19 protein-coding genes, 1 tRNA gene and 2 rRNA genes are annotated in these 26,111 nt (G+C 52.9%); 17 read left to right on the top strand and 5 right to left on the bottom strand.

Translation table 11 applies throughout. The features are described from left to right. Positions 1 to 12: 12 nt before the first annotated feature. A complete protein-coding gene (gene rsfS, locus M0D42_RS00125; protein WP_265021064.1) occupies positions 13 to 366 on the bottom strand; it encodes a ribosome silencing factor in 354 nt (117 codons plus the stop codon). Positions 367 to 554: 188 nt separating this feature from the next. Further along, positions 555 to 1,943, bottom strand: coding sequence for a mechanosensitive ion channel family protein (locus M0D42_RS00120; RefSeq protein ID WP_265019602.1), 1,389 nt, complete (start codon positions 1,941 to 1,943; stop codon positions 555 to 557). Positions 1,944 to 2,195: 252 nt separating this feature from the next. Here M0D42_RS00120 and leuC point away from each other — a divergent pair, with 252 nt between their 5' ends. From leuC to M0D42_RS00035, 17 genes are all read left to right on the top strand, one after another. Beyond that, on the top strand, positions 2,196 to 3,599 hold the full coding sequence (gene leuC, locus M0D42_RS00115) for a 3-isopropylmalate dehydratase large subunit (protein WP_265019601.1): 1,404 nt from the start codon (positions 2,196 to 2,198) through the stop codon (positions 3,597 to 3,599). A gap of 4 nt (positions 3,600 to 3,603) precedes the next feature. Next, a complete protein-coding gene (locus M0D42_RS00110; RefSeq protein ID WP_265019600.1) occupies positions 3,604 to 4,938 on the top strand; it encodes a glycosyltransferase family 4 protein in 1,335 nt (444 codons plus the stop codon). A gap of 56 nt (positions 4,939 to 4,994) precedes the next feature. Next, entirely contained in the window at positions 4,995 to 5,600 is a 606-nt protein-coding gene (gene leuD, locus M0D42_RS00105; protein ID WP_265019599.1) for a 3-isopropylmalate dehydratase small subunit, read from the top strand. Between the two features lie 636 nt (positions 5,601 to 6,236). Beyond that, a complete protein-coding gene (locus M0D42_RS00100; RefSeq protein ID WP_330221180.1) occupies positions 6,237 to 6,839 on the top strand; it encodes a hypothetical protein in 603 nt (200 codons plus the stop codon). An 86-nt stretch (positions 6,840 to 6,925) separates the two neighbouring features. Then, positions 6,926 to 7,816 carry an endonuclease/exonuclease/phosphatase family protein gene (locus M0D42_RS00095; protein ID WP_265019597.1) on the top strand — a complete coding sequence of 297 codons (891 nt, stop codon included), beginning with the start codon at positions 6,926 to 6,928 and terminating at the stop codon, positions 7,814 to 7,816. A gap of 95 nt (positions 7,817 to 7,911) precedes the next feature. After that, entirely contained in the window at positions 7,912 to 9,018 is a 1,107-nt protein-coding gene (gene leuB, locus M0D42_RS00090) for a 3-isopropylmalate dehydrogenase (RefSeq protein WP_265019596.1), read from the top strand. Positions 9,019 to 9,157: 139 nt separating this feature from the next. Next, positions 9,158 to 10,126 (top strand): DMT family transporter, encoded by a 969-nt coding sequence (locus tag M0D42_RS00085; RefSeq protein ID WP_265019595.1) that lies wholly within the window; start codon positions 9,158 to 9,160, stop codon positions 10,124 to 10,126. A gap of 520 nt (positions 10,127 to 10,646) precedes the next feature. Beyond that, a complete protein-coding gene (locus tag M0D42_RS00080; RefSeq protein WP_419195952.1) occupies positions 10,647 to 12,266 on the top strand; it encodes a peptide ABC transporter substrate-binding protein in 1,620 nt (539 codons plus the stop codon). A gap of 63 nt (positions 12,267 to 12,329) precedes the next feature. Then, positions 12,330 to 13,262, top strand: coding sequence for an ABC transporter permease subunit (locus M0D42_RS00075; protein ID WP_265019593.1), 933 nt, complete (start codon positions 12,330 to 12,332; stop codon positions 13,260 to 13,262). Then, positions 13,259 to 14,188 carry an ABC transporter permease gene (locus tag M0D42_RS00070; protein WP_265019592.1) on the top strand — a complete coding sequence of 310 codons (930 nt, stop codon included), beginning with the start codon at positions 13,259 to 13,261 and terminating at the stop codon, positions 14,186 to 14,188. Before M0D42_RS00075 ends, M0D42_RS00070 begins: the two co-directional genes overlap by 4 nt. A gap of 4 nt (positions 14,189 to 14,192) precedes the next feature. After that, the gene (locus M0D42_RS00065) at positions 14,193 to 15,149 is read left to right on the top strand and encodes an ABC transporter ATP-binding protein (protein WP_265019591.1); all 957 of its coding nucleotides are present in this window, start codon (positions 14,193 to 14,195) and stop codon (positions 15,147 to 15,149) included. Further along, positions 15,149 to 16,129: an ABC transporter ATP-binding protein gene (locus M0D42_RS00060; protein WP_265019590.1), complete on the top strand. Its 981-nt coding sequence runs from the start codon at positions 15,149 to 15,151 to the stop codon at positions 16,127 to 16,129. The genes M0D42_RS00065 and M0D42_RS00060 overlap by 1 nt, the downstream gene beginning before the upstream one ends. A 243-nt stretch (positions 16,130 to 16,372) precedes the next feature. Continuing rightward, the gene (locus tag M0D42_RS00055) at positions 16,373 to 17,350 is read left to right on the top strand and encodes an HpcH/HpaI aldolase/citrate lyase family protein (RefSeq protein WP_265019589.1); all 978 of its coding nucleotides are present in this window, start codon (positions 16,373 to 16,375) and stop codon (positions 17,348 to 17,350) included. 227 nt (positions 17,351 to 17,577) lie between these two features. Then, a complete protein-coding gene (locus tag M0D42_RS00050; protein WP_265019588.1) occupies positions 17,578 to 19,587 on the top strand; it encodes an acyltransferase family protein in 2,010 nt (669 codons plus the stop codon). Continuing rightward, positions 19,584 to 21,149: a GMC oxidoreductase gene (locus tag M0D42_RS00045; RefSeq protein WP_265019587.1), complete on the top strand. Its 1,566-nt coding sequence runs from the start codon at positions 19,584 to 19,586 to the stop codon at positions 21,147 to 21,149. Before M0D42_RS00050 ends, M0D42_RS00045 begins: the two co-directional genes overlap by 4 nt. Next, entirely contained in the window at positions 21,146 to 21,916 is a 771-nt protein-coding gene (locus M0D42_RS00040) for an SDR family oxidoreductase (RefSeq protein WP_330221179.1), read from the top strand. Before M0D42_RS00045 ends, M0D42_RS00040 begins: the two co-directional genes overlap by 4 nt. A 144-nt stretch (positions 21,917 to 22,060) precedes the next feature. Further along, positions 22,061 to 22,360 carry a hypothetical protein gene (locus tag M0D42_RS00035; RefSeq protein WP_265019586.1) on the top strand — a complete coding sequence of 100 codons (300 nt, stop codon included), beginning with the start codon at positions 22,061 to 22,063 and terminating at the stop codon, positions 22,358 to 22,360. Between the two features lie 269 nt (positions 22,361 to 22,629). On the opposite strand, the gene M0D42_RS00030 is transcribed toward M0D42_RS00035, so the two are convergent. From M0D42_RS00030 to M0D42_RS00020, 3 genes are all read right to left on the bottom strand, one after another. After that, positions 22,630 to 22,706, bottom strand: a tRNA-Met gene (locus M0D42_RS00030). Positions 22,707 to 22,770: 64 nt separating this feature from the next. Further along, a 5S ribosomal RNA gene (rrf, locus tag M0D42_RS00025) occupies positions 22,771 to 22,885 on the bottom strand. A 132-nt stretch (positions 22,886 to 23,017) separates the two neighbouring features. Continuing rightward, positions 23,018 to 25,843, bottom strand: a 23S ribosomal RNA gene (locus tag M0D42_RS00020). Positions 25,844 to 26,111 lie beyond the last annotated feature (268 nt).

The following is a 26,111-nucleotide window of genomic DNA, read 5'->3' as shown; positions in this document are numbered from 1 at the left end:
CAAGTCACATGATCAGGCGTTGCCGCCCTGCACCCACATTTTTTCGAGCTGGTAGAACTCACGTACTTCCGGACGGAAGACATGGATGATCACATCACCCGTATCAATCAGCACCCAATCGCCGGTATCTTTACCTTCGATTTTGCTGACACGTCCAGTTTCAGCTTTCACGCGTTCCACCAGTTTTTCTGACATCGCCACCACTTGGCGGGAGCTGCGACCAGAGCAGATCACCATGAAATCGCCAATCGAAGAACGCCCGCGCAGGTCAACGTGCACGATATCTTCGGCTTTGTCGTTTTCTAGAGAGTTAAGTATGAGCTCCAGGAGCTCGGTGCCTTGAGAGGCGATCGCCGCTTCAGGCATCTGGTCACCATTTGTGGCATTTGCCACGTCTACGTTCAAAGACAGAAGTCTGCCCTCCTTGCAACGCGCCGCATTGCCCCGGCGCTGGGCCTAAATTCAAGATAACACCGGTTCTATGAAATTCCAGTGAAACGCAAGCGGATAACGCCCAGCGCGGTAAATTTGCCGATAGGTGAGGCCAAAGGGCCTTACTTTTCTGGATATTTGTCGTCCGCAAGCATTCGAATTTCGCGTTGTGGGAATGGGAAATTGATCCCAGCTTCTTGAAAAGCGTCCCAGAGCGCGAGATACACATTGCCGCGGATATTGGTCAGCCCTCCTGTAGGGTCTTCGATCCAGAAGCGCAGAATATAGTCCACGGAACTGTCGCCGAACCCCACGATATGACAGACCGGCGTTTTTGGATTGCGCAGCACTCGATCCACAGACATGGCCGCATCAATCGCAACTTTTCGCACCACATGTGGATCATCGCCATAAGCGGTGCCAAAAAAGATATCGAGCCTTACATAGTCATCAGAATGGGACCAATTGACCACCTGCCCCGTAATCAAATCCTCGTTGGGGATCAGATATTCCTTACCGTCACGGGTTACGACAGAGACGTAGCGCGCACCCAGTGAGTTGATCCAACCAAAGGTCTCTCCAAGTGAGATCACGTCACCAGGTTTGATCGATTTATCCAGCAGGATGATGATGCCTGAGACAAGGTTTGAGACAACTTTCTGCAGGCCAAAACCAAGGCCGACACCGATGGCACCAGACAGAACCGCGAGACCGGTCAAATCGACGCCAACGATTTTCAACCCAATGAAGAAAGCAGCGCCATAAAGCAAAACCTGCATGAATTTGATCACAAGCACCTGCATCGAGGGGCTGATGTCGTCATTTTTCTTAATGCTGGCTGTGGTGGACCCTGACACAAAGCGCGCAACGGCAAAGGTCAGCCCAAGCATCACAGCGGCTTGTAGGATCGTCCAAAGCGATAGTCGGACGGTGCCAACATTAAGTGCCGCAGAATCCAGCAATTGGCGGAATTCTTCGCTCAGTCCAATCAAGACCAAAGTGACCCAAGCCCAAGCGCCGTATCTCAGAAGACTTCGAAGGAAACTATTGTGCACAAGCCGCGTGATCAAAGCGATGATCAGCCAGGCACTCGCCAGATTAGCGAATATCCCAAGCAAATAGGACCGGCTGGGCCATGTGATATCTCGCATCACAAGCACTGCAATCCAGATCAGCACTACAAAGAAGATCAACGCCATACGCCGCTGCAAAAGCAACATGTAGCGGTAGCGCCATTTGGGCCACCCTTCACGTGTCCTCATCCAATGATGCAACCGCGGGCTGAATAGTCGTGACAATCCAAAGGACAACAACAACAGCCCAATCGCGATGAGTACCTGATAGGCGTTCCAAGGTCGAAGCAGCCCTTCGGCGAAGGCAAAGACCTGATCCCAAAGACTGAGAGCGATCTCTTGCGTGTCTTGATCAGTCGCCGTCGATTCTGCTGGTGCGGCTGGCTCCGTGATCGCCGCCGTTTCAGTTGCTTCTAAGGTAGTCTCGTGTTCTGCCATTTGCCCCTATTCCCTCAACAATCGTGACACGGGCTAGGTGGGAAAAACAAGGCATTTCCCTTGCAGCACTTTGCGACTCCGGCTATCTGACATGCCATGAAACGCATCTATGACATCGCTGACCGCGCCTTTTTGCCCTGGCGGTTCTTTGGTCAGAACAAAACTGTCATCGCCGCCCTATGAGGGCGCGGCGTGTATTCGCACGCCCGTATTGCAGCCACATAGCCATTTTCATCAATACGGAGAGGACCCATGTCCCCCAAAACACTCTATGACAAAATCTGGGATGCGCATGTTGCGCATGAGGCCGAAGACGGCACCTGCCTGCTTTATATCGACCGCCACCTGGTCCACGAAGTGACCTCCCCGCAGGCCTTCGAAGGTCTGCGCATGGCTGGTCGCAAAGTGCACGCGCCAGAAAAAACCATCGCGGTTCCGGATCACAACGTTCCGACCACGCTGGACCGTGCCAAAGGCATCGACAACGAAGAGAGCCGCATTCAGGTTGAAGCGCTCGATAAAAACGCCAAAGAATTCGGCGTGCACTATTACCCTGTTTCTGACGTCCGTCAGGGCATCGTGCACATCGTTGGCCCAGAGCAAGGCTGGACCCTGCCTGGCATGACCGTTGTTTGCGGTGACAGTCACACTGCGACCCACGGCGCGTTTGGTGCATTGGCTCACGGCATTGGTACTTCTGAGGTGGAACACGTTCTGGCGACACAGACGTTGATCCAGAAGAAATCCAAAAACATGAAAGTCGAGATCACTGGCAAACTGAAGCCAGGTGTGACCGCGAAAGACATCACCCTCGCAGTCATCGGCGAAACCGGTACCGCAGGCGGTACTGGCTACGTGATCGAATACACCGGCGAAGCGATCCGCGATCTGTCTATGGAAGGTCGTATGACCGTCTGTAACATGGCGATCGAAGGCGGCGCACGCGCAGGTCTGATCGCACCAGATGAGACCACATTCGAATATGTCAAAGGTCGCCCTCATGCACCTAAGGCAGCTCAGTTCGAAGAAGCTCTGGCGTATTGGAAAACACTCTTCACCGACGAAGGTGCACACTTTGATAAAGTTGTGACCCTGAAAGGCGAAGACATTCAGCCGGTTGTGACTTGGGGCACCTCTCCTGAGGACGTTCTGCCGATCACCGGCGTTGTGCCTTCCCCAGAAGATTTCGAAGGCGGCAAGGTCGAAGCGGCACGTCGCTCCATCGAATATATGGGTCTGACACCGGGTCAGAAACTCACAGACATCGAGATCGACACCGTCTTTATCGGCTCCTGCACCAACGGTCGTATCGAAGACCTGCGTGCCGTGGCGGAAGTCGTCAAAGGCAAGAAGATCAAAGACGGCATGCGTGCAATGATCGTTCCGGGCTCTGGTCTGGTCCGTGCGCAGGCAGAAGAAGAAGGCCTCGCGGAAATTTTCCAAGAGTCTGGCTTTGAATGGCGTCTGGCGGGTTGCTCCATGTGTCTTGCGATGAACCCAGATCAGCTGAGCGAAGGCGAGCGTTGCGCTGCAACCTCGAACCGGAACTTCGAAGGTCGCCAGGGCTACAAAGGTCGAACACACCTTGTTTCCCCCGCGATGGCGGCGGCGGCAGCGCTGACCGGCAAGCTGACTGACATCCGCGAGCTGAGCTAACCCAATGTCTGACGGCTCCAGCCAACAAAGACCGCGTGTCTTAGTGATCGCCGAGGCGGCAAACCCCGAGTGGGTGAGCGTGCCTTTGGTGGGCTGGTCCCTCTCGCAAGCCTTGCGAGAGGTTGCTGAAGTGCATCTCGTCACTCAGGTCAGAAACCGCGACGCGATCCTGCGTGCCGGACTGACCGAGGGGGATGAGTTCACGGCCATCGATACGGAATGGGCGGCAAAAGCAGGCCATAAGCTGGCAGAACGCCTGCGCATGGGTGCAAACCGGGGCTGGACCACGGTGCGCCTGATCGAAAGCCTGCTTTACCCGATCTTTGAACGCACGGTCTGGAAACAGTTCGGTGCGGATATCAAAACCGGCAAATACGATCTGGTGCATCGCGTGACACCTCTGTCACCGACCGCCAATAGCCTACTGGCGCGTAAATGCCGCAAAGCCGGGGTGCCTTTTGTCATGGGGCCGCTGAATGGCGGTGTGCCGTGGCCGAAGGAATTCGTTGCGGCGCAGGTGAAGGAGCGCGAGTTCCTGTCGTTTGTGCGCAATGTCTATAAGCTTAATCCATTCCGTCGTCAGACACTGAACAATGCCAAAGCCATCGTTGTTGGCTCCCGTCATACCGGATCAGAGATCCCTGATGCCCTGCAGGGCAAAACGATCTTCATCCCGGAAAATGCCGTGGACCCACAGCGTTTCAATCAACCTGCCGTGCCTTATGAAAACGGCCCCGTTCGGGGATGTTTCATCGGTCGGCTCGTGCCTTACAAAGGCTGCGACATGTTGATTGAAGCCGCCCAGCCGATGCTGGCGGATGGTCGCATGACATTGGATGTGCTGGGCGATGGCCCGGAACTCGCTACGCTGAAAGAACTCGCTCAGACCTTGGGAGTTGCAGATGCTGTGACCTTCCATGGCTGGGTCGAGCACCAAAAGGTTCAGGACGTTGCGCGCAAATCGCATCTTCTGACCTTCCCGTCGATCCGAGAGTTCGGTGGCGGTGTTGTTCTAGAAGCCATGGCCTTGGGGCTGGTTCCCGTGATCTGCGATTATGCAGGTCCGGCAGAACTGGTTACGGATGAGACTGGTTTCAAAGTGCCCATGGGCACAAGAGATCAGATCGTCGCCAAGTTCCGCGAGACGCTCGACAGCATTTGTCAGACACCAAGCCAGCTTGCGCCGATGGCGCAGGCGGCTCGCTCAACCATTCAGGACCATTTCACATGGTCCGCCAAAGCGCGCCAGCTGCGCCAGGTCTATGACTGGGCGCTGCAGGGCACACCGAAACCAGAACCTCTTTCGGGTCACATCGCCAAATTGGCAAAAACCGCGTGACCCGGAGCCACACATTACGGACTCCATAAACGTCCGCTCGTAAGGAGACATATATTATGGACAAGTTTACAACACTGACCGGCGTTGCTGCGCCAATGCCTTTGGTAAATATCGACACCGATATGATCATCCCAAAGGTGTTCCTGAAATCCATCGCCCGCACCGGCTTTGGCAAGAACCTCTTTGATGAGATGCGCTACAACCGCGACGGCACAGAAATCGAAGATTTCGTGCTGAACAAACCACAGTACCGCAGCGCAGAAATCCTGATCGCAGGCGACAACTTCGGTTGCGGCTCCTCTCGTGAGCACGCGCCTTGGGCGATCGCAGACTTCGGCATCAAATGCGTAGTCTCCACAAGCTTCGCAGACATCTTCTTTAACAACTGCTTCAAGAACGGCATTCTGCCGGTTGTCTTGCCGCAAGAGCAGGTCGACATCCTGATGGCAGATGCGGAAAAAGGCGAAAACGCGCGTATGACCGTTGATCTGGAAGCGCAGGAAATCACGACATCCGATGGCGAAGTCATCAAGTTCGATGTGGATGCACACCGCAAGCATTGCCTGCTGGAAGGTCTGGATGACATCGGTCAAACCATGCAGAAGAAAGCGTCTATCGATGCATTCGAGGCACAAGCTTCTGCAGCGCGCCCTTGGGTTTGAACAGACGTTTAATCAAATTGAAGAAGCCGCCCAATTCGGGCGGCTTTTTTTGTGGCGTAAATGTGGCGCATCGGCCGAGAGACTTTAATATGCGGCGAACTAAGCACTAGATTTTAAGAGCATCAGAGTCTTTTTCGGGGCCGACCAACACAGATATGCAGGTGAGCCTCGCCTCATAGCATCATGGTTTCCTGTACTTTTTTCAGAAATCTGGTGCATTCGCGCACCACTTTTTGCTCTGAACCCAGGGAATTCCGCGCTTTCATAAACTAACAGTTGAGCCTTTGTCCAAATCCCGGCACGATTGGGGCAAGAATGAGGCAGACCTGTCAGAATGACGGGATCTCAAGTTGGAAACAGCACGCGGCATAGAACCGTGGCGGTCCAGTTTGAAGGGAAAGAGCAGTGCTCACACAATTTATAAGCGCGATAACACGCGCAATTTTGATTGCATTTCTAGTGGCTTTACCGGCGCTTCTTTTGCCGGGAGTCAACTCAGATGCGTCTCAGGTCGTCGTGCTACTTGCGATATTTTCGAGCCTGTTCGTCTTCATTGAGTATTACGCCACCTATCCTAGTATTCTTGAGTTTCGGAATGCGCCGCCCTTCAATCGTCTGAGATATGTTGCAGTCTTGGTGACTGTTTTTACAATCGCGTCCGTTTATCGCAACGCGTCCGATCCAAACGCGCTTAATGGTCTTCTGAAAACAATCGCCACTCTGACTGGCAATGTATTAGATTTCCCTTACTCACCTGTCCGACTTGTAACGGTGACTATGCCGCAAGGCGCCTCTGCTGCAGAACTTGAATTTGTCCGCATGGCAGCTGGAACGGCTTATGCGTTTTCGCTGATCAGCTTGGCGATCTTCTTCTTTCTCGTGCGCGCCCTAGATTGGCCAGCACGCAACGGTGCGTTCAATGTCTGGGTCAACCTGCCCCTGTTTGATCCAACCGTTGGCGGTGATGTTCTACCGCGCCTTACCCGCGATGGACGTCTTAACATTGCGTTAGGCATTCTCATGCCATTCTTGTTTCCTGCCTTTTTCAAGGCCATTTCGGATATCGCCAACCCATTACAGTTGACCAATCCGCAAACGCTGATCTGGACGGTGGCAATTTGGGCATTCTTCCCGGCAGGCCTGGTAATGCGTGGCATCGCCATGACCCGCATCGCAACGATGATCGACGAAAACCGCAAACGCGCTTATGCCGTTGCGCAGGGCTTGCAGCCTGTCTGATTAACTGGAGTCTCGCCACGGCTGCAGAGACAATCCGCATCGCGACTTTTAACACTGAGCTTTCGCAAAAAGGCCCGGGCCTGTTGTTGCGTGACATTTTTCGCGAAACGCCAAAAGTTCAGTCCACCTCACGAACTATCGTTCAGTACCGGCCAGATATTCTAATCATTCAGAGCTTTGATTACGACGCTCAGTTCGCAGCACTGAAAGCTCTAGCAGTGCTTTTGAATCGCGCAGAGCTGGACCTCGCCTATCTTTATGCTCCGCGACCAAACACCGGAATTCCAACAGGTTTTGATATTGACGGGAATGGGCGAACCAACGACCCAAGAGATGCGCAGGGCTATGGTCGCTTTCCAGGGCAATCCGGAATCGCGGTCTTATCGCGCTATCCGATCGATCAGGATGCAGTAGAAACCTTCTCTCATTTACTGTGGAAAGCGACGACGCAGTTTGATGAAATTGAGAGCTTTCTTCCTCGTGAGGCGATTGCTATTCAGCGTTTGGCCTCCGTTGCTTACGCTGCCATCCCTTTCACAATTAACGACAAAAAACTTTGGGTGTTGACCCACCATGCTACACCGCCTGTGTTTGATGGCCCGGAGGATAGAAATGGGCATCGCAACGCCGATGAAAACCTATTTTGGCTAGGTGAACTCAGTTCCAAGAGATACGATGCACCCTATGTGCTTGCTGCGCAAATGAACGTCGACCCCTTTCTCGGTGAGGGGCATCACCACGTTATCTCCGACATTCTGACATCAAACTTACTCAACGATCCCTTTGAAAATTGGCCACACAGTGATGCCCATACGGTCACTTATCACTCCCCAGGCCCCGGCAATTTGCGAGTGAGCTATGTGTTACCATCTCCTGATCTGGAGGTGATCTCCGCAGGCCTGTCGCCCCCATTTGAGGGACAGACCGACAGTAGTCGACATCGATTGGTTTGGATTGACGTCGCTTTGCCGGAATAATTCGCAACTTTCCTGCGCAAAACCCCAAGGTTTCTTGATCTTTCTGGCTGTAAAAGCTAGGCAGCGGCAAGCAAATTTCTGAAGGATGAATCAACATGAGCAACCCCTCTCTGCTGATCCTGCCGGGCGACGGTATTGGACAAGAAGTCATGGCTCAGGTGCGTCGTATCATCGAGTGGTATGGTGACAAACGCGGTCTGAAATTCGACGTGAGCGAAGATCTGGTGGGCGGCGCAGCATATGACGCGCACGGCACCCCTCTGCACGACGACACCATGGCAAAAGCACAAGAGGCGGACGCGGTACTTCTGGGTGCTGTTGGTGGTCCTGCTTATGACAATCTGGACTTCTCTGTGAAACCAGAGCGTGGTCTTCTGCGCCTGCGTAAAGAGATGGATCTTTTTGCAAACTTGCGCCCAGCGCAGTGTTTTGACGCTTTGGCTGATTTCTCCTCATTGAAAAAAGACATCGTTGCCGGCCTCGACATCATGATCGTGCGCGAGCTGACATCCGGGTCTTACTTTGGTGAGCCACGCGGCATCTTCGAAGAAAACGGTCAGCGCGTCGGCATTAACACCCAGCGTTACACCGAAGCGGAAATTGACCGCGTTGCACGCTCTGCCTTTGAACTGGCACGCCGTCGCAACAACAAAGTTGTGTCCATGGAAAAAGCCAACGTTATGGAATCTGGCATTCTGTGGCGTGAGGTTGTTGAGCGCGTGCATCAAGAGTCCTACTCTGATGTCGAACTCTCCCACATGTATGCCGACAACGGCGCGATGCAGCTGGTACGTGCACCTAAGCAGTTTGACGTCATCCTGACCGATAACCTCTTTGGCGACATTCTATCTGATTGCGCGGCGATGCTGACAGGTTCTCTGGGCATGCTGCCATCCGCATCCTTGGGTGCACCGATGGAAAACGGTCGTCCGAAAGCGCTTTACGAGCCGGTTCACGGTTCCGCACCAGACATTGCGGGTGAAGGCAAAGCAAACCCATGCGCATGTATCCTGAGCTTCGCAATGGCACTGCGCTACAGCTTTGATCAGGGCGAAGAAGCGACCCGTCTTGAAAAAGCGGTTGAGCAAGTTCTGGCAGACGGCGTGCGCACGGGCGACCTGATGCAGGCAGAAGATGCGCAGCCCGTGAGCACATCCCAAATGGGTGATGCGATCTTGGCCGCGCTGGATGCATCTCTGTAAGTGATATAAAATTGGGCTGGCCGATAACGCGCCAGCCCTTTTTTCCTCCCGCAAGCCAAACTTCGATACCCTGCGGCTTGCCACATTCCCGATATGTGATAATCCAGATGTTAGCGCTCCCGCTTGCACTGGATTCGCAATGACCCCCACGAATAATCTCAAAGGCGCCCTGCTCTCGCTCGCTGCCTTCACGGTTTACGCATCACACGATGTGATCATCCGGTACCTCGGCGGTATTTACGCACCGATGCAGGTCTTGTTCTTTGCAAGTCTGCTGTCATTCCCGCTTCTCACACTTATGATGATCACCTCCGATGAACAGGCGCGTTTGCGCCCCATCCACCCTTGGTGGGTCGCTGCGCGATCTTTGACAATGGTTTTAGGTGGCATTTGTGGGTTTTACGCCTTCTCTGCGCTGCCGATGGCACAGGTCTATTCAATCCTGTTTACTGTTCCACTATTGATCACTCTGATCGCTATTCCGGTCCTGGGAGAACGCGTTGGCATCCATCGAGCTGGTGCCGTGGTGCTGGGACTCGTGGGGGTGTTGATCGTCGTTCGCCCCGGAGCAGAACCGCTTTCACTTGGCCACATCGCCGGGCTCTGCGCGGCATTGTGCGTCGCAACACAATCAGTCATCGCACGCCGGATTGGCAATGAGGAAAGTCAGGTCGTGATGATGCTCTACCCTTTTGCCGCGATCTTTATCACGATGAGCATCGCCCTCGCATTTAATTATAAGCCAATGCCGCTTTTCGATTTCGCAGCGATTGGCGCTGTTGCCGTCATGGGCTTCATTGCTGCATTCCTATTGGTAGGGGCCTATCGATCAGGTGAAGCGGCCATCGTTGCGCCAATGCAGTACAGTCAGATCGTTTGGGCAACCATTTATGGGGCCATGTTCTTTGACGAATTTCCGGACGAGCAGACCCTTATTGGCGCTGGCGTGATCATCCTGAGCGGCATCTACATCGTGGTCCGCGAAGCCGCGGCGGGCAACTCTGCCAACACCCCTGTTTTGAGAAACCGGACGCGCGCGATTGCACCTGGCGGGTTTCGTATTTCGACTCACCTGCGCCGCAGACCAAAGCCCAAGTCTGAAACCTGATTCCATAGGTTTAGCTCTACAAATTGAGCACCCCTTTTGCGCAGAAATTGCTCGCAATAGGCCCATTTTTACGCGTCAGAAGCCCAGCGACAAATTTAGCATCATAGGCTAACGCTGGGCTTGATCGCCATTCCACGAGTGACAACTCGTATTTTAGACTTGATTGCAATGACTTAAGCGCGCAGTCGATTTACGCATCAGCGCCTATGCCTGCTTCACATGACCCTATGCAAAACCGGCATTTGCAAGATTTCGCTACTCTTTGAATACTTTTGCCATGGAAGCGGATGCATTGGGTCTGTGCGAGATACATTGAGGGGTGGGTCTTGTGCAGTGAGTGACAATAAGACCCGACGCTCCGCTTCTTAAGTGCTGCTGCACTGCCAAGAACAAGGGAGGCAATTCCGCCTTCCAAATTGCAACCGCCAGATCCGAGCGGCACGCAGATCCCGACATTTAGGCGAGGGATCTGGTTTCTGTGTTTAGCGGGTCATCAATCAGTAACTCTGACGGGGAGATTATGATGAAAAAAACAACCTTTGCATTGGCATTAACACTGACGACAGCTTTGTCGACTCAGGCATTTGCCGCTGACGTACCAGCTGGCACTCAGCTGGCCGACGATCAGACATATACATATCGTCTGCTTGACGAAAGCTCTTCCTTTGACCCGCAGCTGGTTGAAGACACAGATGGTTCCGGCATCGTACGCGACCTGTTTGAAGGTTTGTATAACCAGGACGGCAACGGCAAGCTGGCACCAGGTGTAGCGCTGAGCCACACCGTTTCTGCAGACAACATGACTTACACTTTCACTCTGCGCAACGACGCAAAGTGGTCTGACGGCAACCCAGTGACAGCGCATGACTTCGTTTATGCATGGAAGCGCGCGGTTACCCCAGAACTGGCATCCCCTTACGCATGGTACATGGAACTGATGTCCATCAAAAACGGTGCAGAAATCATCGCGGGCAACGCACAGCCTGAAGATCTGGGTGTATCCGCGTCTGACGACTACACTCTGGTAGTCGAACTGTCCCAGCCACTGCCTTACTTCGCGGATATGGTTGCACACTCCACCACCTTCCCTGCGCCAAAATGGGCGATCGAAGCGCATGGCGACAAGTGGACTTTGCCAGAAAACATCGTGGGCAACGGCGCTTACAAGCTGACCGAGCACGTTCTGAAAGAGCGCTCCACGCGCGTGCGCAACGAAATGTACTGGAACAACGAGAACACTGTTCTGGACACTGTTGTTGCGCTGGTGATTGGTGATGAAAACCAAGCTCTGACACGTTACCGTGCGGGCGAACTGGACAAGACTGATACTCCAGCGGGTCAGTACCCAACTCTGAAGGCTGAACTGCCTGATGAGGCCATCGCGGTGCCACGTCTGTGTAACTATTACTTCTCCTTCAACCTGGCATCCGGCCCTGAAGCCTTCCAAGACGTGCGTGTACGTCAAGCGTTGGCTCTGGCGGTTGATCGTAATGTGATCGTGGATCAGGTGCTTCAGGGTGGCCAGTTCCCAGCGTATAACTTCACTCCAGCGGCGACAGCGGGCTTTGAATCCCCAGAAATCGCATATGCCGGTATGTCTCAGTCCGAGCGTGATGCGAAGGCGATGGAGCTCATGGCGGAAGCGGGCTACGGCAAAGGCGGCGAGCCTCTGTCCTTCACATACCTCTACAACACTTCTGAATCTCACCAGCAGGTGGCGATTGTTGCGACCCAAATGTGGAAGCAAAAACTGGGTGTGGATGTGAGCCTGGAAAACCAGGAATGGAAAGTGTTCCTGGAAAACCGAGGCGCGCAGAACTTTGAAATGGCACGTGGTGCATGGTGTGGCGACTATAACGAAGCCTCCACATTCTTGGACCTGCTGCAGTCTGACTCTGGCTACAACGATGCGAAGGATAACAACGCACGTGTAGACGAGCTGTTGGCTGAAGCGAAGTCTTCCAGCGACACAACACCTCTGTACACAGAAGTAGAACAGATCCTGGCCGACGAAATGCCGGTTATTCCGATCTACCACTATTCTGCGAACATGATGCTGAAAGCTGACGTTAAAGGCTGGCCAGTGAACAACGTTCAGCAAAAGTACTACTCGAAAGATATGTACAAAGTCGCGAAGTAATCCTTCGTAAATTGTGCAGCCAATCCCCGCCGCAGTTTTAAGCGGCGGGGTCTTGAGGTTTCCATGCTTAGCTACACACTCCGCCGCCTGATTGCGGTTGTCCCAATTGTTCTAATCTTGATTGTGATTTGTTTCTTCCTGATGCGCCTCGCGCCGGGTGGACCATTCACATCAGAACGCCCCCTGCCCCCTGCTGTGATGAAAAACGTTCTGGAACGTTACGGTCTTGATGAGCCGCTTTACGTGCAGCTGTGGACTTACATTAAAAACATCGTGTTTTACTTCGACTTCGGTCCAAGTTTCTCGCAAAAAGATCGCACCGTGAACGATCTGATCTCACAGGGTTTCCCTGTGACGCTGACTTACGGTTTCTTCTCAGCTGTCTTTGTTCTGGTGCTTGGCATTCCGCTTGGCGTCGTGGCAGCGCTACGACATAACTCCTTCTGGGACTATGTGATGACCGGCCTTGCGATCTTTTCGCAAATCTTCCCGAACTTTGTTCTCGCACCGCTGATGGTGCTATTGTTCACTCTGGCTTGGGGCTTGTTACCGGGCGGCGGTTGGAACGGAGGGCAATGGCAATACGTGATTATGCCGGCCGTGGCTTTGGGTACATCCTACATGGCCTCTGTCGCGCGTCTGACACGCGGTGGCTTGCTTGAAACACTTTCCGCTCCATACATTCGAACCGCACGCGCCAAAGGCCTGCCAGAGCGGACCATTCTGATCCGCCACGCACTGAAGCCTGCCTTGTTGCCCGTGATTTCCTACATGGGGCCGGTCTTTGTTTACATGATCACCGGATCGGTTTTCATCGACATCTTCTTCTCGACCGGTGGTATCGGGCAAAACTTCATCGATGCCGCATATACCCGAGATTACTCGGTGATCCTCGGCCTCGCCATTCTCTATTCCGTGCTGACGTTCGCTCTGACGCTCATCGTCGACCTGATCTACGCATGGATTGATCCAAAAGTCCGGAGCGGCTTGAAATGAGAACTAAAAAAGTCATGAACAGCCCGGCGTTTGCCAACGCTGCGGCCGAAGAAATGATCAATAGCCGGTCTTTCTGGGCTGACGCAAGGATGCGTTTCTTCAAAAATAGAATGGCAGTGGTCTCTATGGCCATGCTAATCCTTTTGGCTCTGTTTGCGACCTTCGGGCAATACTTCGCACAGTGGACCTATGAAGAGATCGACTGGTCTGTTCTGGGCAAAGTCAAAGAACAGGGCGGCCCGAACTGGGAAAACGGCCACTACTTTGGCGTGGATGAACTGGGACGCGACCTATATGCCCGCGTGGCTCAGGGCTCCCGCGTATCCTTGCTTGTCGGCTTTGTCGCTGCCATTGTAGCGGTTTGTATTGGCTCCACCATGGGTGCAATCGCAGGCTATTATGGCGGTCGTATTGACCAGATTATTATGGGTGCCTTCAACATCACCCTGTCGATCCCATACATCATTTTCTTCGTCGTCTGGCAGGCCTTCTTTGGTCGTTCCATTGAGCAGATGATTATCGTTATGATCATTATCAACTGGACCGCGGGTCTGTTGATCGTGCGTGGTCAAGTGCAGACTCTGAAAAACAAAGAGTTCGTAGACGCAGCCCGTATGCTCGGCATGAGCGATGCACGGATCATCTTCAAACACATCCTGCCCAACATGCTGTGGGTGATTGTGATCTACATGTCGATTTCGATCCCAGAGATGATCATGATGGAAAGCCTCGTGTCCTTCCTGGGTGTTGGTATTCAAGAACCGAACACCAGCTGGGGTGCGTTGATTTCTGAGGGTGCAAAAACCATGACCTTCGGCACACTCTGGCAGCTTGCCTTCCCGGCGGCCTTCTTTGTGGTGGCGCAGGTCTCACTTTACTACATCGGCGACGGCCTTCGGGACGCGCTTGATCCGAAGGAGCGTTAAGACCATGCTCTCTGTCCAAGATCTATCGATCCGTTTCCGTACACCCGATGGCTTTGTGCACGCTGTAAATGATGTCAGCTTTGACATCGAGGCGGGGCAGAAGCTGGCCATCGTGGGGGAAAGTGGGTCAGGCAAATCACAGATCGCCCTGTCGATCCTTGGTTTGCTTGCGAAAAACGCCGAAACTCGCGGTCGCATCCTGTTCAACGACCAGAACCTGCTGGATATGCCGGTGTCGCGGATCAACAAAATCCGCGCCAAGGAAATTGGGATTATCTTCCAAGACCCGATGAGCTCGCTCAATCCTTACATGACGGTTGAGCGCCAGCTAAATGAGGTTCTGGAGCTGCACGAAGGTTTGCGCGGTCGCGCTGCACGCGCGCGCGTGCTGGAAGCCATGGATGCGGTGCAAATCCCAGACGCAAAAAACCGTCTGCAAAGCTACCCGCATGAGTTTTCCGGCGGCATGCGTCAGCGGATCGTAATTGCAATGGCTCTGCTCTGCCGTCCGAAGCTAATCCTTGCAGATGAGCCGACAACGGCTCTGGATGTGACCGTACAGGCTCAAATCATGCGGCTGCTTGATGACATTCAAAAGGAATATGGCAGCTCGATCATGTTGATCACCCACGACCTGGGCGTGGTCGCAGGCTTCTGCGATGAGACGCTAGTTCTATATGGCGGTCGCGTAATGGAGCGCGCTGACACGCGTGAAATCTTTGCCGCGCCAAGCCATCCCTATACCCGTGGTCTGATGCGGGCCGTTCCAAACATCAATGCACATGACGCCAAGCTACAGAGCATCCCAGGTCAGCCACCCAATCAGCTAACGCCGCCAACAGGATGTCCTTTTGCGGATCGTTGTTCGGATTCTCGTGAACCTTGCTTTGATAAATTGCCGGAACTGAATATCGGCCGCCACCAACGCGCGTGCTTGCGCCCAGTTGAGGAGTTGAACTGATGACTGAAATGCTCTCTGTTCAGGATCTTTCGGTCCAGTTTCAACTGCTGCAATCCAAAAAATGGCCGTGGTCCACCGCTTCGGTTCTGAAAGCGGTCAATGGTGTGACCTTCTCTGTCGAAAAAGGGCAGACTTTGGGTGTTGTCGGCGAAAGTGGATGTGGCAAGTCCACGCTTATTCGATCCATTGCCGGTCTGGTGAAACCTTCCGGCGGCACCGTGCATTTGGAAGGTAAACAGGTCGACTACAATTCTCGCAAAGATGTGCAGGCCCTGCGGCGTCAGGTACAGATGATCTTTCAAGATCCTGTAGCCTCCCTGAACCCGCGCATGACTATCCGTGAGATTATAGCCGAACCGCTGGTCATGTTCTTTCCAGAGATGAATGCAGCCGCACGCGCGACCCGTGTGCATGCCCTGCTCGACCGCGTCGGCATTCCGCGCCGCAATGCCAACCGCTATCCGCATGAGTTTTCTGGTGGCCAGTGCCAACGGATCGGTATCGCACGCGCCTTAGCGGCAGAACCCAAGGTGCTGCTCTGTGACGAACCTGTCTCTGCTTTGGACGTATCCATCCAGGCGCAAGTGGTGAACCTGCTTCAGGACTTGCAGCAAGACATGGGGCTCACTTTGATTTTTGTCGCACATGATCTTGGTGTCGTGCGCCATATCTCTGACGAAATCCTTGTGATGTATCTGGGTGGCATGATGGAAAAGGCGCAGGCGGATGTCTTAGTACAAAACCCACAGCACCCTTACACGCGTGCGCTTCTGTCAGCAGTCCCAGTCCCCGACCCAGATGCCAAGCTTGATCCAGAAATTCTGGACGGCGACCTTCCAAGTCCATTGAACCTGCCTACTGGCTGCCTGTTCCAATCACGCTGCCCAAAACGGTTTGATCGCTGCTTGGAGGTGCGCCCGGAGCCAGCCTACTTCGGGGATCGTCAAAAGGCCTGTCACCTCGAAAAACTCGAGGCATAAGGAATCACAAATTGACCCTAAGGGCGGACCTCGCATCCGCCCTTTTTTGTATGCATTTGTGCACGTTGTTTCCGACAGGAAATAATCATACAAGATCACCCTCAGCGTTAACGTTATCTGTCGCAGACGCGGTATCGTGGTACGCTTTTTGATACTTCTAAAATGAGAATCACACCTACTTTCCGTGACCAGCCGGAATGCACCGTGCGAGAGCAACACCGAATTGTCGGAGGAGTTAGGTCCATGAGTTTTCACCCAATTGAACAGGCGCCAGGGCGTCTAAACCGCAGCGAACTGGCCGTACCAGGCAGCCAGCCAGGCATGTTCCAAAAAGCGGCTGAGTCCGATGTGGACGTGATCTTCCTCGACCTGGAAGACGCAGTTGCGCCGGACGAAAAAGAACAGGCTCGCAAAAACATCATCCAAGCGCTGAACGAGATTGACTGGGGCAACAAATCCATGTCCGTGCGTATCAACGGCTTGGACACCCATTACATGTATCGCGACGTTGTTGATGTGGTTGAACAGGCAGGCGAACGCCTTGACCTGATTATGATCCCGAAGGTTGGTACAGCTGCCGACGTCTATGCGGTCGACATGATGGTTACTCAGATCGAAGACGCAAAAGGCTACAATAAGCGCATTGGTTTTGAGCACATTATCGAGACTGCGCTTGGCATGCAGAACGTTCACGAGATCGCTGCAGCCTCCAAACGCAACGAGTCCCTGCACTTTGGTGTTGCAGACTACGCGGCATCAACACGCGCACGTACCACCATCATCGGCGGCGTAAACAAAGACTACTCCGTCTTGACCGATCCTGCAGATGACGGCTCTCGTGAAACCCACTGGGGCGACATGTGGCACTACGCTCTGGCACGTATGGTTGTGGCGGCACGTGCGAACGGTCTGCGCCCAATCGACGGTCCATTCGGTGACTTCCAAGACGCAGACGGCTACCGCGCTGCAGCGAAACGCGCAGCAGTTCTGGGTTGTGAAGGCAAATGGGCAATTCACCCAAGCCAGATCGCTCTGGCCAACGAAGTCATGAGCCCATCTGACGCGGAAATCACCAAGGCGCAGCGTATTCTGGAAGCCATGGCGGAAGCCGAAGCAGCAGGCAAAGGTGCGGTATCTTTGGACGGCCGCCTGATCGATTACGCATCCATTCGCCAGGCCGAAGTTTTGGTGGAAAAAGCCAAGCAGATTGCAGGCCACTAAGCCATCTGAATGAGTACTTTACGGGCTCCCTCATCGGGGGTCCGTTTTCGTTTCCAATTAGAACATCCAAGCTCCTCGCTCTCGGCTGCAGAAATCGCAGTTTCTTGACTTATCTTCGTCTCAATTGATTTGTAGAGCTGCATCCAGCTAATCTCTAGCGAAATAAGAAATCTAAGCGTCAAACACATGCCCATGAGGGCGATGATTTTGAGGCGTTCGAGTGAGTGATGACAGAGCAACCCCATTTGCCATATCGACCGGAGATTGATGGCTTGCGCGCCATCGCGGTCTTGTCGGTCGTGCTCTACCATTATGGCGCACCAATTCAGGGCGGTTTTACCGGCGTTGACGTGTTCTTTGTTATTTCAGGATTCCTGATCGGAGGCATCCTCTTGCGAGAACATCGCGCAACTGGCCGGATCGATATCTTCGCGTTTTACATCCGCCGTTTTCGACGGCTAGCCCCGGCGTTTTTCGCGATGCTGTTTGTGACAATGGCGATCGGTTGGCTGATCCTTTTACCATTCGAATATCGAGAATTCGCAAAATCTGCGATCGCCACAACGGTTTATCTTTCCAATGTCCTTTTCTTCAGAAGCGCTGGCTACTTCGACACCGCTTCTGAAGAAAAACCCCTATTGCACACCTGGTCTTTGGCGGTTGAAGAACAATTCTACATCGTTCTTCCGTTGCTCTTTTTGGGTCTGGCATGGGCGAGAAGAAGCTTCCTCGCGACGCTCGTTCTTCTATGGATCATATCACTTCTAGCATGTGTATTGCTAACTCCGAGCTACCCTACTGCTGCATTCTTCCTTTTTCCCTTCCGTGCGTGGGAACTGCTCTCTGGCGTCCTGCTTGCAATCTTTTTTGCTGAGCGCTCTTCAGCTCCGACATTGCATGCCAGTGTTTCACTGATTGGTCTTTTGAGTATCTGCTTAGGATTTCTGATCATCCCGGCCGGGGCATATTTTCCCGGCTACTTCGCCCTGCTCCCAGTAGTCGGCACGGTTTTGTTGCTCCTCAATGGTAACGCCAATAACGTCGTTAACACCGCCCTTTCAGGAAAACTTGCGACTTTCTTCGGGCGTATTTCTTATTCGCTCTATCTCTGGCATTGGCCGATCCTCGTATTGGCTCTCTACCTGCGTGGCGACGAGCTGGGCCTATTTGAGCTTTCACTTTGGCTGCTCATAAGCATCCTTATCGCCACTCTAAGCTGGCGCTATATTGAAACTCCCGTTCGTCAAAACACTCGCATCAGTGGTCGCAAGATATTCCTGGGCACTGCCGCACTCTCGGTGCTCGCACTTGCTGCGTCAGGCGTGATTTTCAAACGCGACGGCATCGTCACGCGTTTCTCTGACCAAGCGCAGATTCACATCAACGCCACTGCGGACTTCTTACAAGATTGGAGCCGTTGCTACATCGCAGAAAATGGGGCGCTGGAAGGCATTGAGCTCTGCCCCATCGGCCCGGAAGGCGATCCAGAGATTCTGGTCTGGGGCGACAGCCATGTGCGCGCCATGCGCGAAGGATTGGATCTTGCGAGCCTTGAGGCCAAGGTACCAGGCGTCATCATTTGGCGTGCCGGCTGCGCTCCATTCTTTGGGATCGAAAAAGAAGAAACCGCAGCGACACCAAGTCAAAACGCGGAATGTGGCGTGTCTAATCAGCAGATCGAGGCTGCCATTGCAGAAATGCCCGGTCTGAAACGCGTTTTGCTCATTGGCCGCTGGTCCTATTACTGGACCGGTACCGGAACAGGGCTCGACCAACACAATAAGATCCGTGTCTGGGCTCCCGAGCATCCAGAAAACGAACAAGCGGACACGTTGACATTCGCTGCTGATGCCACGGTGACCAAATTAAACGCTCTAGGGCTGAACATCTATGTGATGCAGCAGCCACCCGAAATCGCAGACTACGACAGTCGCATCGCCGCTCGATCTTTGGCTCTGAAGGATCAACCACTCGCACGCATCGAACGTGCAAATCCGACCATTCCAGTCCCAATTACTGAAGCGCGCCAAACCGAACCCAATCGCGTATGGGAAATGCTTGAGACCCAAGGAAAGCTTCAGTTGATAAGTATTTGGGATGAACTCTGTGATGACGGGCTTTGCTCTGCCGTACATGAAAACGTAGGACAGTACTTTGACAACAACCACCTCACCAATAGTGCTGCAATTCGCGTAAGGTCCGTGTTTGACCCGATCTTTGGGGGGGATGGAAAATGAGCCATCCATACGCAGACACACATTGGGATGTCATTGTAATCGGCGCAGGAATTGGCGGCGGCTCAGCTGGACGTGCGCTCGCTGAGGCTGGGAAAAAGGTTCTGTTTATTGAATATGGAAAATCCCTTCCAAGAGCGCAAACCAACCAACTGTCAGACGCCATTCTTCCAGCAGCAAGGCTTGCGCGTGGGCTTTGGCCCCAACCAATTTCAGCCAAGATTGATGGCGAAACATCAGAGTTCTTCGGCCCGGTCGGTGCAAGCGTCGGTGGCTCATCAACCTTTTATGCGGGTACATTAGAGCGCCCTACGCGGAATGACCTCGACCATTCAGAAGATATTCCCCACCCGACCAATGGCTGGCCGACTTCATATAATGAGATGCGCCCGTGGTTTGATCGCGCCACACGTCAATTTGAGGTTTATGGTTCTCAAGACCCGTTATCGCCCGAAAGCCAATCAAACCTAGAAAATGCCCCATCATTTACGGAGGGCGAAGCTAACCTCATTAAGAGCTTAAAAAGCGCAGGGCTTCACCCCTATCACGCGCACACTGCAGGCTCTCCTGATCCAACCGACAATACGTCCTGCCTCTCTGATCACCCGAAACTAGATGCGCGCTCAGCTGGCGTAGAGCCTGCTTTGGCAACAGGCAATGCATTTCTGCTGTCCGAAGCGAGGGTCACTCGTCTTATAGGGTTGGATTCTTCTGTTCAGGCCATAGAAATCAACTTGCATGGCGAAGCGCTGCAGCTCACCGCAGATCATTTCGTGCTCGCTGCTGGTGCCTATGGCTCCCCTAAAATTCTTTTGAATTCTGCGTGCGAACTATGGCCAGCAGGACCATGTAATGAGATGGATTTGGTTGGCCGGCACATCATGTTTCATGCCAATGAGCTCTATGCACTCTGGCCAAAACAAAAGCTGCACGGTCAAATGCCTACCAAAGCAATCGCGTTGCGAGATTTCTATTTGTCGGGCAACCGTAGACAGGGCAGCTTCCAATCAATGGGGGTGAAGGCCTCTTATGGCGAAATTCATCACTATCTTTGCCAGATGATGTCGCGATCCCGCCTGAAGAATTGGCGGATGGGTCGTGATTTTTTACGCCTACCTGCTGTCATCTCGGAAAAGCTGTTTGGCGATGCGCAAATCTTTGTCGGTTTGCTTGAAGACCTGCCCTATCGGGAAAACCGCGTGCTTCATGATCCTTCTGACCCGGACCGCATTCAAATCGAATACCATTATCACGATGAATTTCACGCCCGCCGCAAGGCATTCAGACGTGCTATTTGGAAGGGAACCAAGGGTTTGAAGCGACTTCCCCTCAACCTTTCGCCCCAACTAAATTTTGGACATCCATGCGGTTCGCTGCGCTCTGGATTTGATCCCAAGACGTCGGTCATCAATGAAAACTGCCGGGGTCATAGTCTAAGGAACCTTTGGGTTACAGACGCGTCGTTCATGCCCACATCGATGGGCGTGAATCCGAGCCTAACCATCGCTGCGAACGCCCTGCGCGTTGCCTCAAAAATTGTGGATGCAGGAAAGGAGGAACTATGATGATCCAGCCTGATGAAGGTATCGTCATCGTCACTGGCGGAGGCTCGGGATTGGGCCGCGCAATGGTGCTGAAGCTCAGTGAAAAGGGCTATCGCTGTGTGGCAATTGGACGTCAAAAAGAGCGATTGGATGAAACAGTCTCACTCTCGGAGGATCGAGCCTTTGCTTACCAATTGGATGTCGCCGACCCTGAAGCTGTACGACAGGTTTTCAGACAAATCATCGATCAACACGGCAACATTTCCCTTCTGATCAATAACGCTGCCATCTATCCGCAGCGTGATCTTCTGGATGAAACGGCTGAAAGCTATTTCAGCACCTGCAACGTGAACTTTGGTGGAGTTGTTTCCTGTTCGCTTGCTGCTTTGGAAAACATGAAGGCAAGTGGTAAAGGGCGCATATTGAATGTCTCAACATTTGCAGGAGAGCACCCCCTGCCCGGAGCTTCTGCATACTCCGTGTCCAAAGGCGCTTCACGCCTTTTCACGAAGGCGATGATTGCTGATCTAAAAGACCGCTTTCCAGATATCGTAATCAATGAGTGGATGCCTGGAATGCTCAACACTCAAATGGGAATACCACAAGGGTTATCTCCTGAAATCGCAGCTGAGTGGGGCGTTGATCTGGCTCTGCAAAAGCAACGCAATTTGACCGGTACAACATTTGAAATGAACACCGAAATTCTGCCACCGAGAAGCCTGAAGGGTAGAATTAAAGATTTGATTTTGTTGCGTAGAGCTAAACCGCGCCAACTGCCTTTCGATTAATCCTCTTCGAGCCACAAAAGACCTCACACCGCGATTTTCATTAGTTGCATTTGTTGTTTTGAGGTAAGCGTTGCAAAAGATACCTATCATTCTGACTAATGTGGAAAACCAGCACCTGATACCTTGCCCCAAAAGGATGGTATCATGACACAGCGCACGATCTGGGGATTTGAGGTCGAGACCTCACCCAATGGAAAATATATCTGGCCATATGACCTAAATAGAGAGGTGGTAGGGCGGATTCTGGATGAAGACCAACACATCGGAACCATCGCCGCTGAGATTGGGGCGATGAATGCCTCGTTCGAAAATGGTGCGTGGCGGCTAGGTGAGAGCGTGGAGAAACGGTCGTCGCTCCGAAGCCAACTTTCTCCGAACTCTCGATCGCAAGCGATCAAGTTCCTCCAGCACTTGCGCGGAATTCGCAATCCCACGCGTCCTTAGCAGTCGGAGAAGTTGAAATCTCGTTTCCGGTAAACATAGCTGGCGAGAAACCATCATACCGATGGATCAGAGGCCGATCATGCACTAACAATCAAACTGGACCAGTCAGATGAGGCTGCTCAACCCTACGACCTTCAGGTTATGCGCCTGAGGAGGTGAAGGCGTTAAGCAGTGTAGGCGATTAGGAGTTGGTCAGGAGGACCAATGTCCGCCGGAACATCTGGGGGGTCAATTGTAGTCTTAACGGGCTGTGTATTGGATATTCGACCTGGTTGCGGGAGTAGGATTTGAACCTACGACCTTCAGGTTATGAGCCTGACGAGCTACCGGGCTGCTCCATCCCGCGTCAAGGTCGAATAGATGTATCATCGTTTATGAGAGATACATATTTTTGTTTATCTATTTACTAGGTTTGGCGATGCCCTACTCTCCCACACCTTAAGATGCAGTACCATCGGCGCAACGGTGCTTAACGGCCGGGTTCGGAATGGGACCGGGTGTTTCACTCGTGCTATGATCACCAAACCGAGTAAATAGATAAGCAGTTTGATATTGGCTTTAGCCAATTCAAACTTATTCGGTGTTGTCCAAGTCAGTATTACTGATTGTGTTGTGTATGACTTGTTTGGTTCCAGTGATGTCTGTCTATTACTGGATCAAATCAAGCTATCGGGCCATTAGTACCGGTCAACTGAATGCATTACTGCACTTACATCTCCGGCCTATCGACGTGGTGGTCTACCACGGCCTGCAGGGATACCTTGTTTTGAGGGGGGCTTCCCGCTTAGATGCCTTCAGCGGTTATCCTGTCCGATCATAGCTACCCTGCACTGCTGCTGGCGCAACAACAGGTCCACCAGTGGATCGTTCACCCCGGTCCTCTCGTACTAGGGGCAACTCCTCTCAAGTATCCTACACCCACGGCAGATAGGGACCGAACTGTCTCACGACGTTCTAAACCCAGCTCACGTACCTCTTTAAACGGCGAACAGCCGTACCCTTGGGACCTGCTCCAGCCCCAGGATGAGATGAGCCGACATCGAGGTGCCAAACACTGCCGTCGATATGGACTCTTGGGCAGTATCAGCCTGTTATCCCCGGCGTACCTTTTATCCGTTGAGCGATGGCCCTTCCACTCGGGACCACCGGATCACTATGGCCGTCTTTCGACTCTGCTCGACTTGTCAGTCTCGCAGTCAGGCTGGCTTCTGCCATTGCACTCAACGAGCGATTTCCGACCGCTCTGAGCCAACCTTCGCGCGCCTCCGTTACGCTTTAGGAGGCGACCGCCCCAGTCAAACTACCCGCCACACAGGGTCCCGGATCCGGATAACGGACCGCGGTTAGACATCAAGCAATGCAAGGGTGGTATCTCAAGGGAGGCTCCACCGGAACTGGCGTTCCGGTTTCAATGCCCACCACCTATCCTGCACATGCATGGCCTGATGCCAGTGTGAAGCTGTAGTAAAGGTGCACGGGGTCTTTCCGTCTAACCGCGGGAAGCCTGCATCTTGACAGGCAATTCAATTTCGCTGAGTCGATGTTGGAGACAGCGGGGAAGTCGTTACGCCATTCGTGCAGGTCGGAACTTACCCGACAAGGAATTTCGCTACCTTAGGACCGTTATAGTTACGGCCGCCGTTTACCTGGGCTTCAATTCGAGGCTCTCACCCCTCTTTTAACCTTCAGGCACCGGGCAGGCGTCAGACCCTATACGTCGTCTTGCGACTTCGCAGAGCCCTGTGTTTTTAGTAAACAGTCGCCACCCCCTGGTTTGTGCCCCCAGTCAATACTTGCGTAGAAACTGGGCCTCCTTCTCGCGAACTTACGGAGGTATTTTGCCGAGTTCCTTCAACATCGTTCTCTCAAGCGCCTTGGTATGCTCTACCAGTCCACCTGTGTCGGTTTAGGTACGATCTCATGATGGAGCTATTTCCAGGAACCGATTAGCGGCCCACCCAATCCAATAAGGGTGAACAACCTTCACGATCCGTCACTTCCATCTGGCCCAGGAATATTAACCTGGTTCCCATCGACTACGCCTTTCGGCCTCGCCTTAGGGTCGGCTTACCCTGCTCAGATTAGCTTTAAGCAGGAACCCTTGGACTTTCGGCGAGAGTGTCTCTCACACTCTTTGTCGCTACTCATGTCATCATTCTCACTAGTGATCTCTCCACGGGATCGCTCACGCGCCCGCTTCATCGAAAGCTCCATATCCTCCATGACATTCCGAAGAATGCTAAAGAGGATTGGAACTATGTCACACTACGCTCTGCTACCATGCACTATGTGCATCCTAGACTTCGGCTCATGGCTTGAGCCCCGTTACATCTTCGCCGCAGGACAACTTATTTAGACCAGTGAGCTGTTACGCTATCTTTAAAGGATGGCTGCTTCTAAGCCAACCTCCTGGTTGTTTTGGTCGTCCCACCTGCTTTCCCACTTAGCCATGAATTAGGGGCCTTAGTCGTAGGTCAGGGTTGTTTCCCTCTCCACTACGGACGTTAGCATCCGCAGTGTGTCTGCCATCTAGTACTCCCGGGTATTCGGAGTTTGATTAGGATCAGTAAGGCTGTGGGCCCCCATTACCCATTCAGTGCTCTACCCCCCGGGGTATTCGGATGACGCTCTACCTAAATAGATTTCGCAGAGAACCAGCTATCTCCGAGTTTGATTGGCCTTTCACCCCTAGGCACAACTCATCCCGACCTTTTTCAACAGGTGTGGGTTCGGACCTCCAGTAAGTGTTACCTTACCTTCATCCTGGTCATGCCTAGATCACTCGGTTTCGGGTCTAATGCATCTAACTCAATCGCCCTATTAAGACTCGCTTTCGCTGCGCCTACACCTAACGGCTTAAGCTTGCTAGATACACTAAGTCGATGACCCATTATACAAAAGGTACGCTGTCAGCCCTCAAGGGGCCTCCAACTGATTGTAGGCGTTCGGTTTCAGGTACTGTTTCACTCCCCTTGTCGGGGTGCTTTTCACCTTTCCCTCACGGTACTGGTTCGCTATCGGTCAGTAAGGAGTACTTAGCCTTCGAAGGTGGTCCTCCGATCTTCAGACAGAATTTCACGTGTTCCGCCCTACTTAATACATCCCATCATGCTTCCTATACGGGGCTATCACCCGCTATGGCCCTGCTTCCCAACAGGTTCTAGTCACATTCAAGGCTTGGCTGGTCCGCGTTCGCTCGCCGCTACTAGCAGAGTATCAATTGATTTCCTTTCCTCCGGTACTTAGATGTTTCAGTTCCCCGGGTTTGCTCTTAAAACCCTATGTATTCAGGTCTTAAGTACCTGGTTCAGCAAGTTATAAAATGCAGAGCATTTTATAACAAACTGTCAGGTGGGTTCCCCCATTCAGAAATTCATGGGTCAAAGCTTATTCTCAGCTAACCATGACTTATCGCAGAGTATCACGTCTTTCATCGCCTCTTACTGCCAAGGCATCCACCAAACGCCCTTCTCGCGCTTGATTTGATCCAGAAATAGAAAGACATAATCTGATGCGCTACCGCTTCGCTACTTGAGCGCTTGGTAACTCATCATGTCTGACGGTGATCTTTGAGCTGGCAAGCTTAAGATCTTCGATCTGAACCAAAAGTCATACATAATTTCCCGCTCTTTACCTTGGAACCCAGACTGCCGATGTCGGTCGGCCCCGCCTGGAAGGCAAAGAACAAATGAGCAATCTCTCGATTGCTCGGGTTAGTGTACTTGACTTGGACAACTCTGTTCGTTTCAGC

Source organism: Cognatishimia activa (assembly GCF_026016445.1).
In the GTDB taxonomy this organism is placed as follows: domain Bacteria; phylum Pseudomonadota; class Alphaproteobacteria; order Rhodobacterales; family Rhodobacteraceae; genus Cognatishimia; species Cognatishimia activa_B.
Note: the sequence above shows the minus strand (reverse complement) of the source record. Positions and strands in the feature narration are given on the sequence as shown.

What these genes read in the sequence shown, in the direction of transcription:
- rsfS (WP_265021064.1), bottom strand. Translation starts at nt 366, where the DNA reads ATGCCTGAAGCGGCGATCGCCTCTCAAGGCACCGAGCTCCTGGAGCTC.
- M0D42_RS00120 (WP_265019602.1), bottom strand. Translation starts at nt 1,943, where the DNA reads ATGGCAGAACACGAGACTACCTTAGAAGCAACTGAAACGGCGGCGATC.
- leuC (WP_265019601.1), top strand. Translation starts at nt 2,196, where the DNA reads ATGTCCCCCAAAACACTCTATGACAAAATCTGGGATGCGCATGTTGCG.
- M0D42_RS00110 (WP_265019600.1), top strand. Translation starts at nt 3,604, where the DNA reads ATGTCTGACGGCTCCAGCCAACAAAGACCGCGTGTCTTAGTGATCGCC.
- leuD (WP_265019599.1), top strand. Translation starts at nt 4,995, where the DNA reads ATGGACAAGTTTACAACACTGACCGGCGTTGCTGCGCCAATGCCTTTG.
- leuB (WP_265019596.1), top strand. Translation starts at nt 7,912, where the DNA reads ATGAGCAACCCCTCTCTGCTGATCCTGCCGGGCGACGGTATTGGACAA.
- M0D42_RS00085 (WP_265019595.1), top strand. Translation starts at nt 9,158, where the DNA reads ATGACCCCCACGAATAATCTCAAAGGCGCCCTGCTCTCGCTCGCTGCC.
- M0D42_RS00080 (WP_419195952.1), top strand. Translation starts at nt 10,647, where the DNA reads ATGATGAAAAAAACAACCTTTGCATTGGCATTAACACTGACGACAGCT.
- M0D42_RS00075 (WP_265019593.1), top strand. Translation starts at nt 12,330, where the DNA reads ATGCTTAGCTACACACTCCGCCGCCTGATTGCGGTTGTCCCAATTGTT.
- M0D42_RS00070 (WP_265019592.1), top strand. Translation starts at nt 13,259, where the DNA reads ATGAGAACTAAAAAAGTCATGAACAGCCCGGCGTTTGCCAACGCTGCG.
- M0D42_RS00065 (WP_265019591.1), top strand. Translation starts at nt 14,193, where the DNA reads ATGCTCTCTGTCCAAGATCTATCGATCCGTTTCCGTACACCCGATGGC.
- M0D42_RS00060 (WP_265019590.1), top strand. Translation starts at nt 15,149, where the DNA reads ATGACTGAAATGCTCTCTGTTCAGGATCTTTCGGTCCAGTTTCAACTG.
- M0D42_RS00055 (WP_265019589.1), top strand. Translation starts at nt 16,373, where the DNA reads ATGAGTTTTCACCCAATTGAACAGGCGCCAGGGCGTCTAAACCGCAGC.
- M0D42_RS00050 (WP_265019588.1), top strand. Translation starts at nt 17,578, where the DNA reads ATGACAGAGCAACCCCATTTGCCATATCGACCGGAGATTGATGGCTTG.
- M0D42_RS00045 (WP_265019587.1), top strand. Translation starts at nt 19,584, where the DNA reads ATGAGCCATCCATACGCAGACACACATTGGGATGTCATTGTAATCGGC.
- M0D42_RS00040 (WP_330221179.1), top strand. Translation starts at nt 21,146, where the DNA reads ATGATGATCCAGCCTGATGAAGGTATCGTCATCGTCACTGGCGGAGGC.
- M0D42_RS00035 (WP_265019586.1), top strand. Translation starts at nt 22,061, where the DNA reads ATGACACAGCGCACGATCTGGGGATTTGAGGTCGAGACCTCACCCAAT.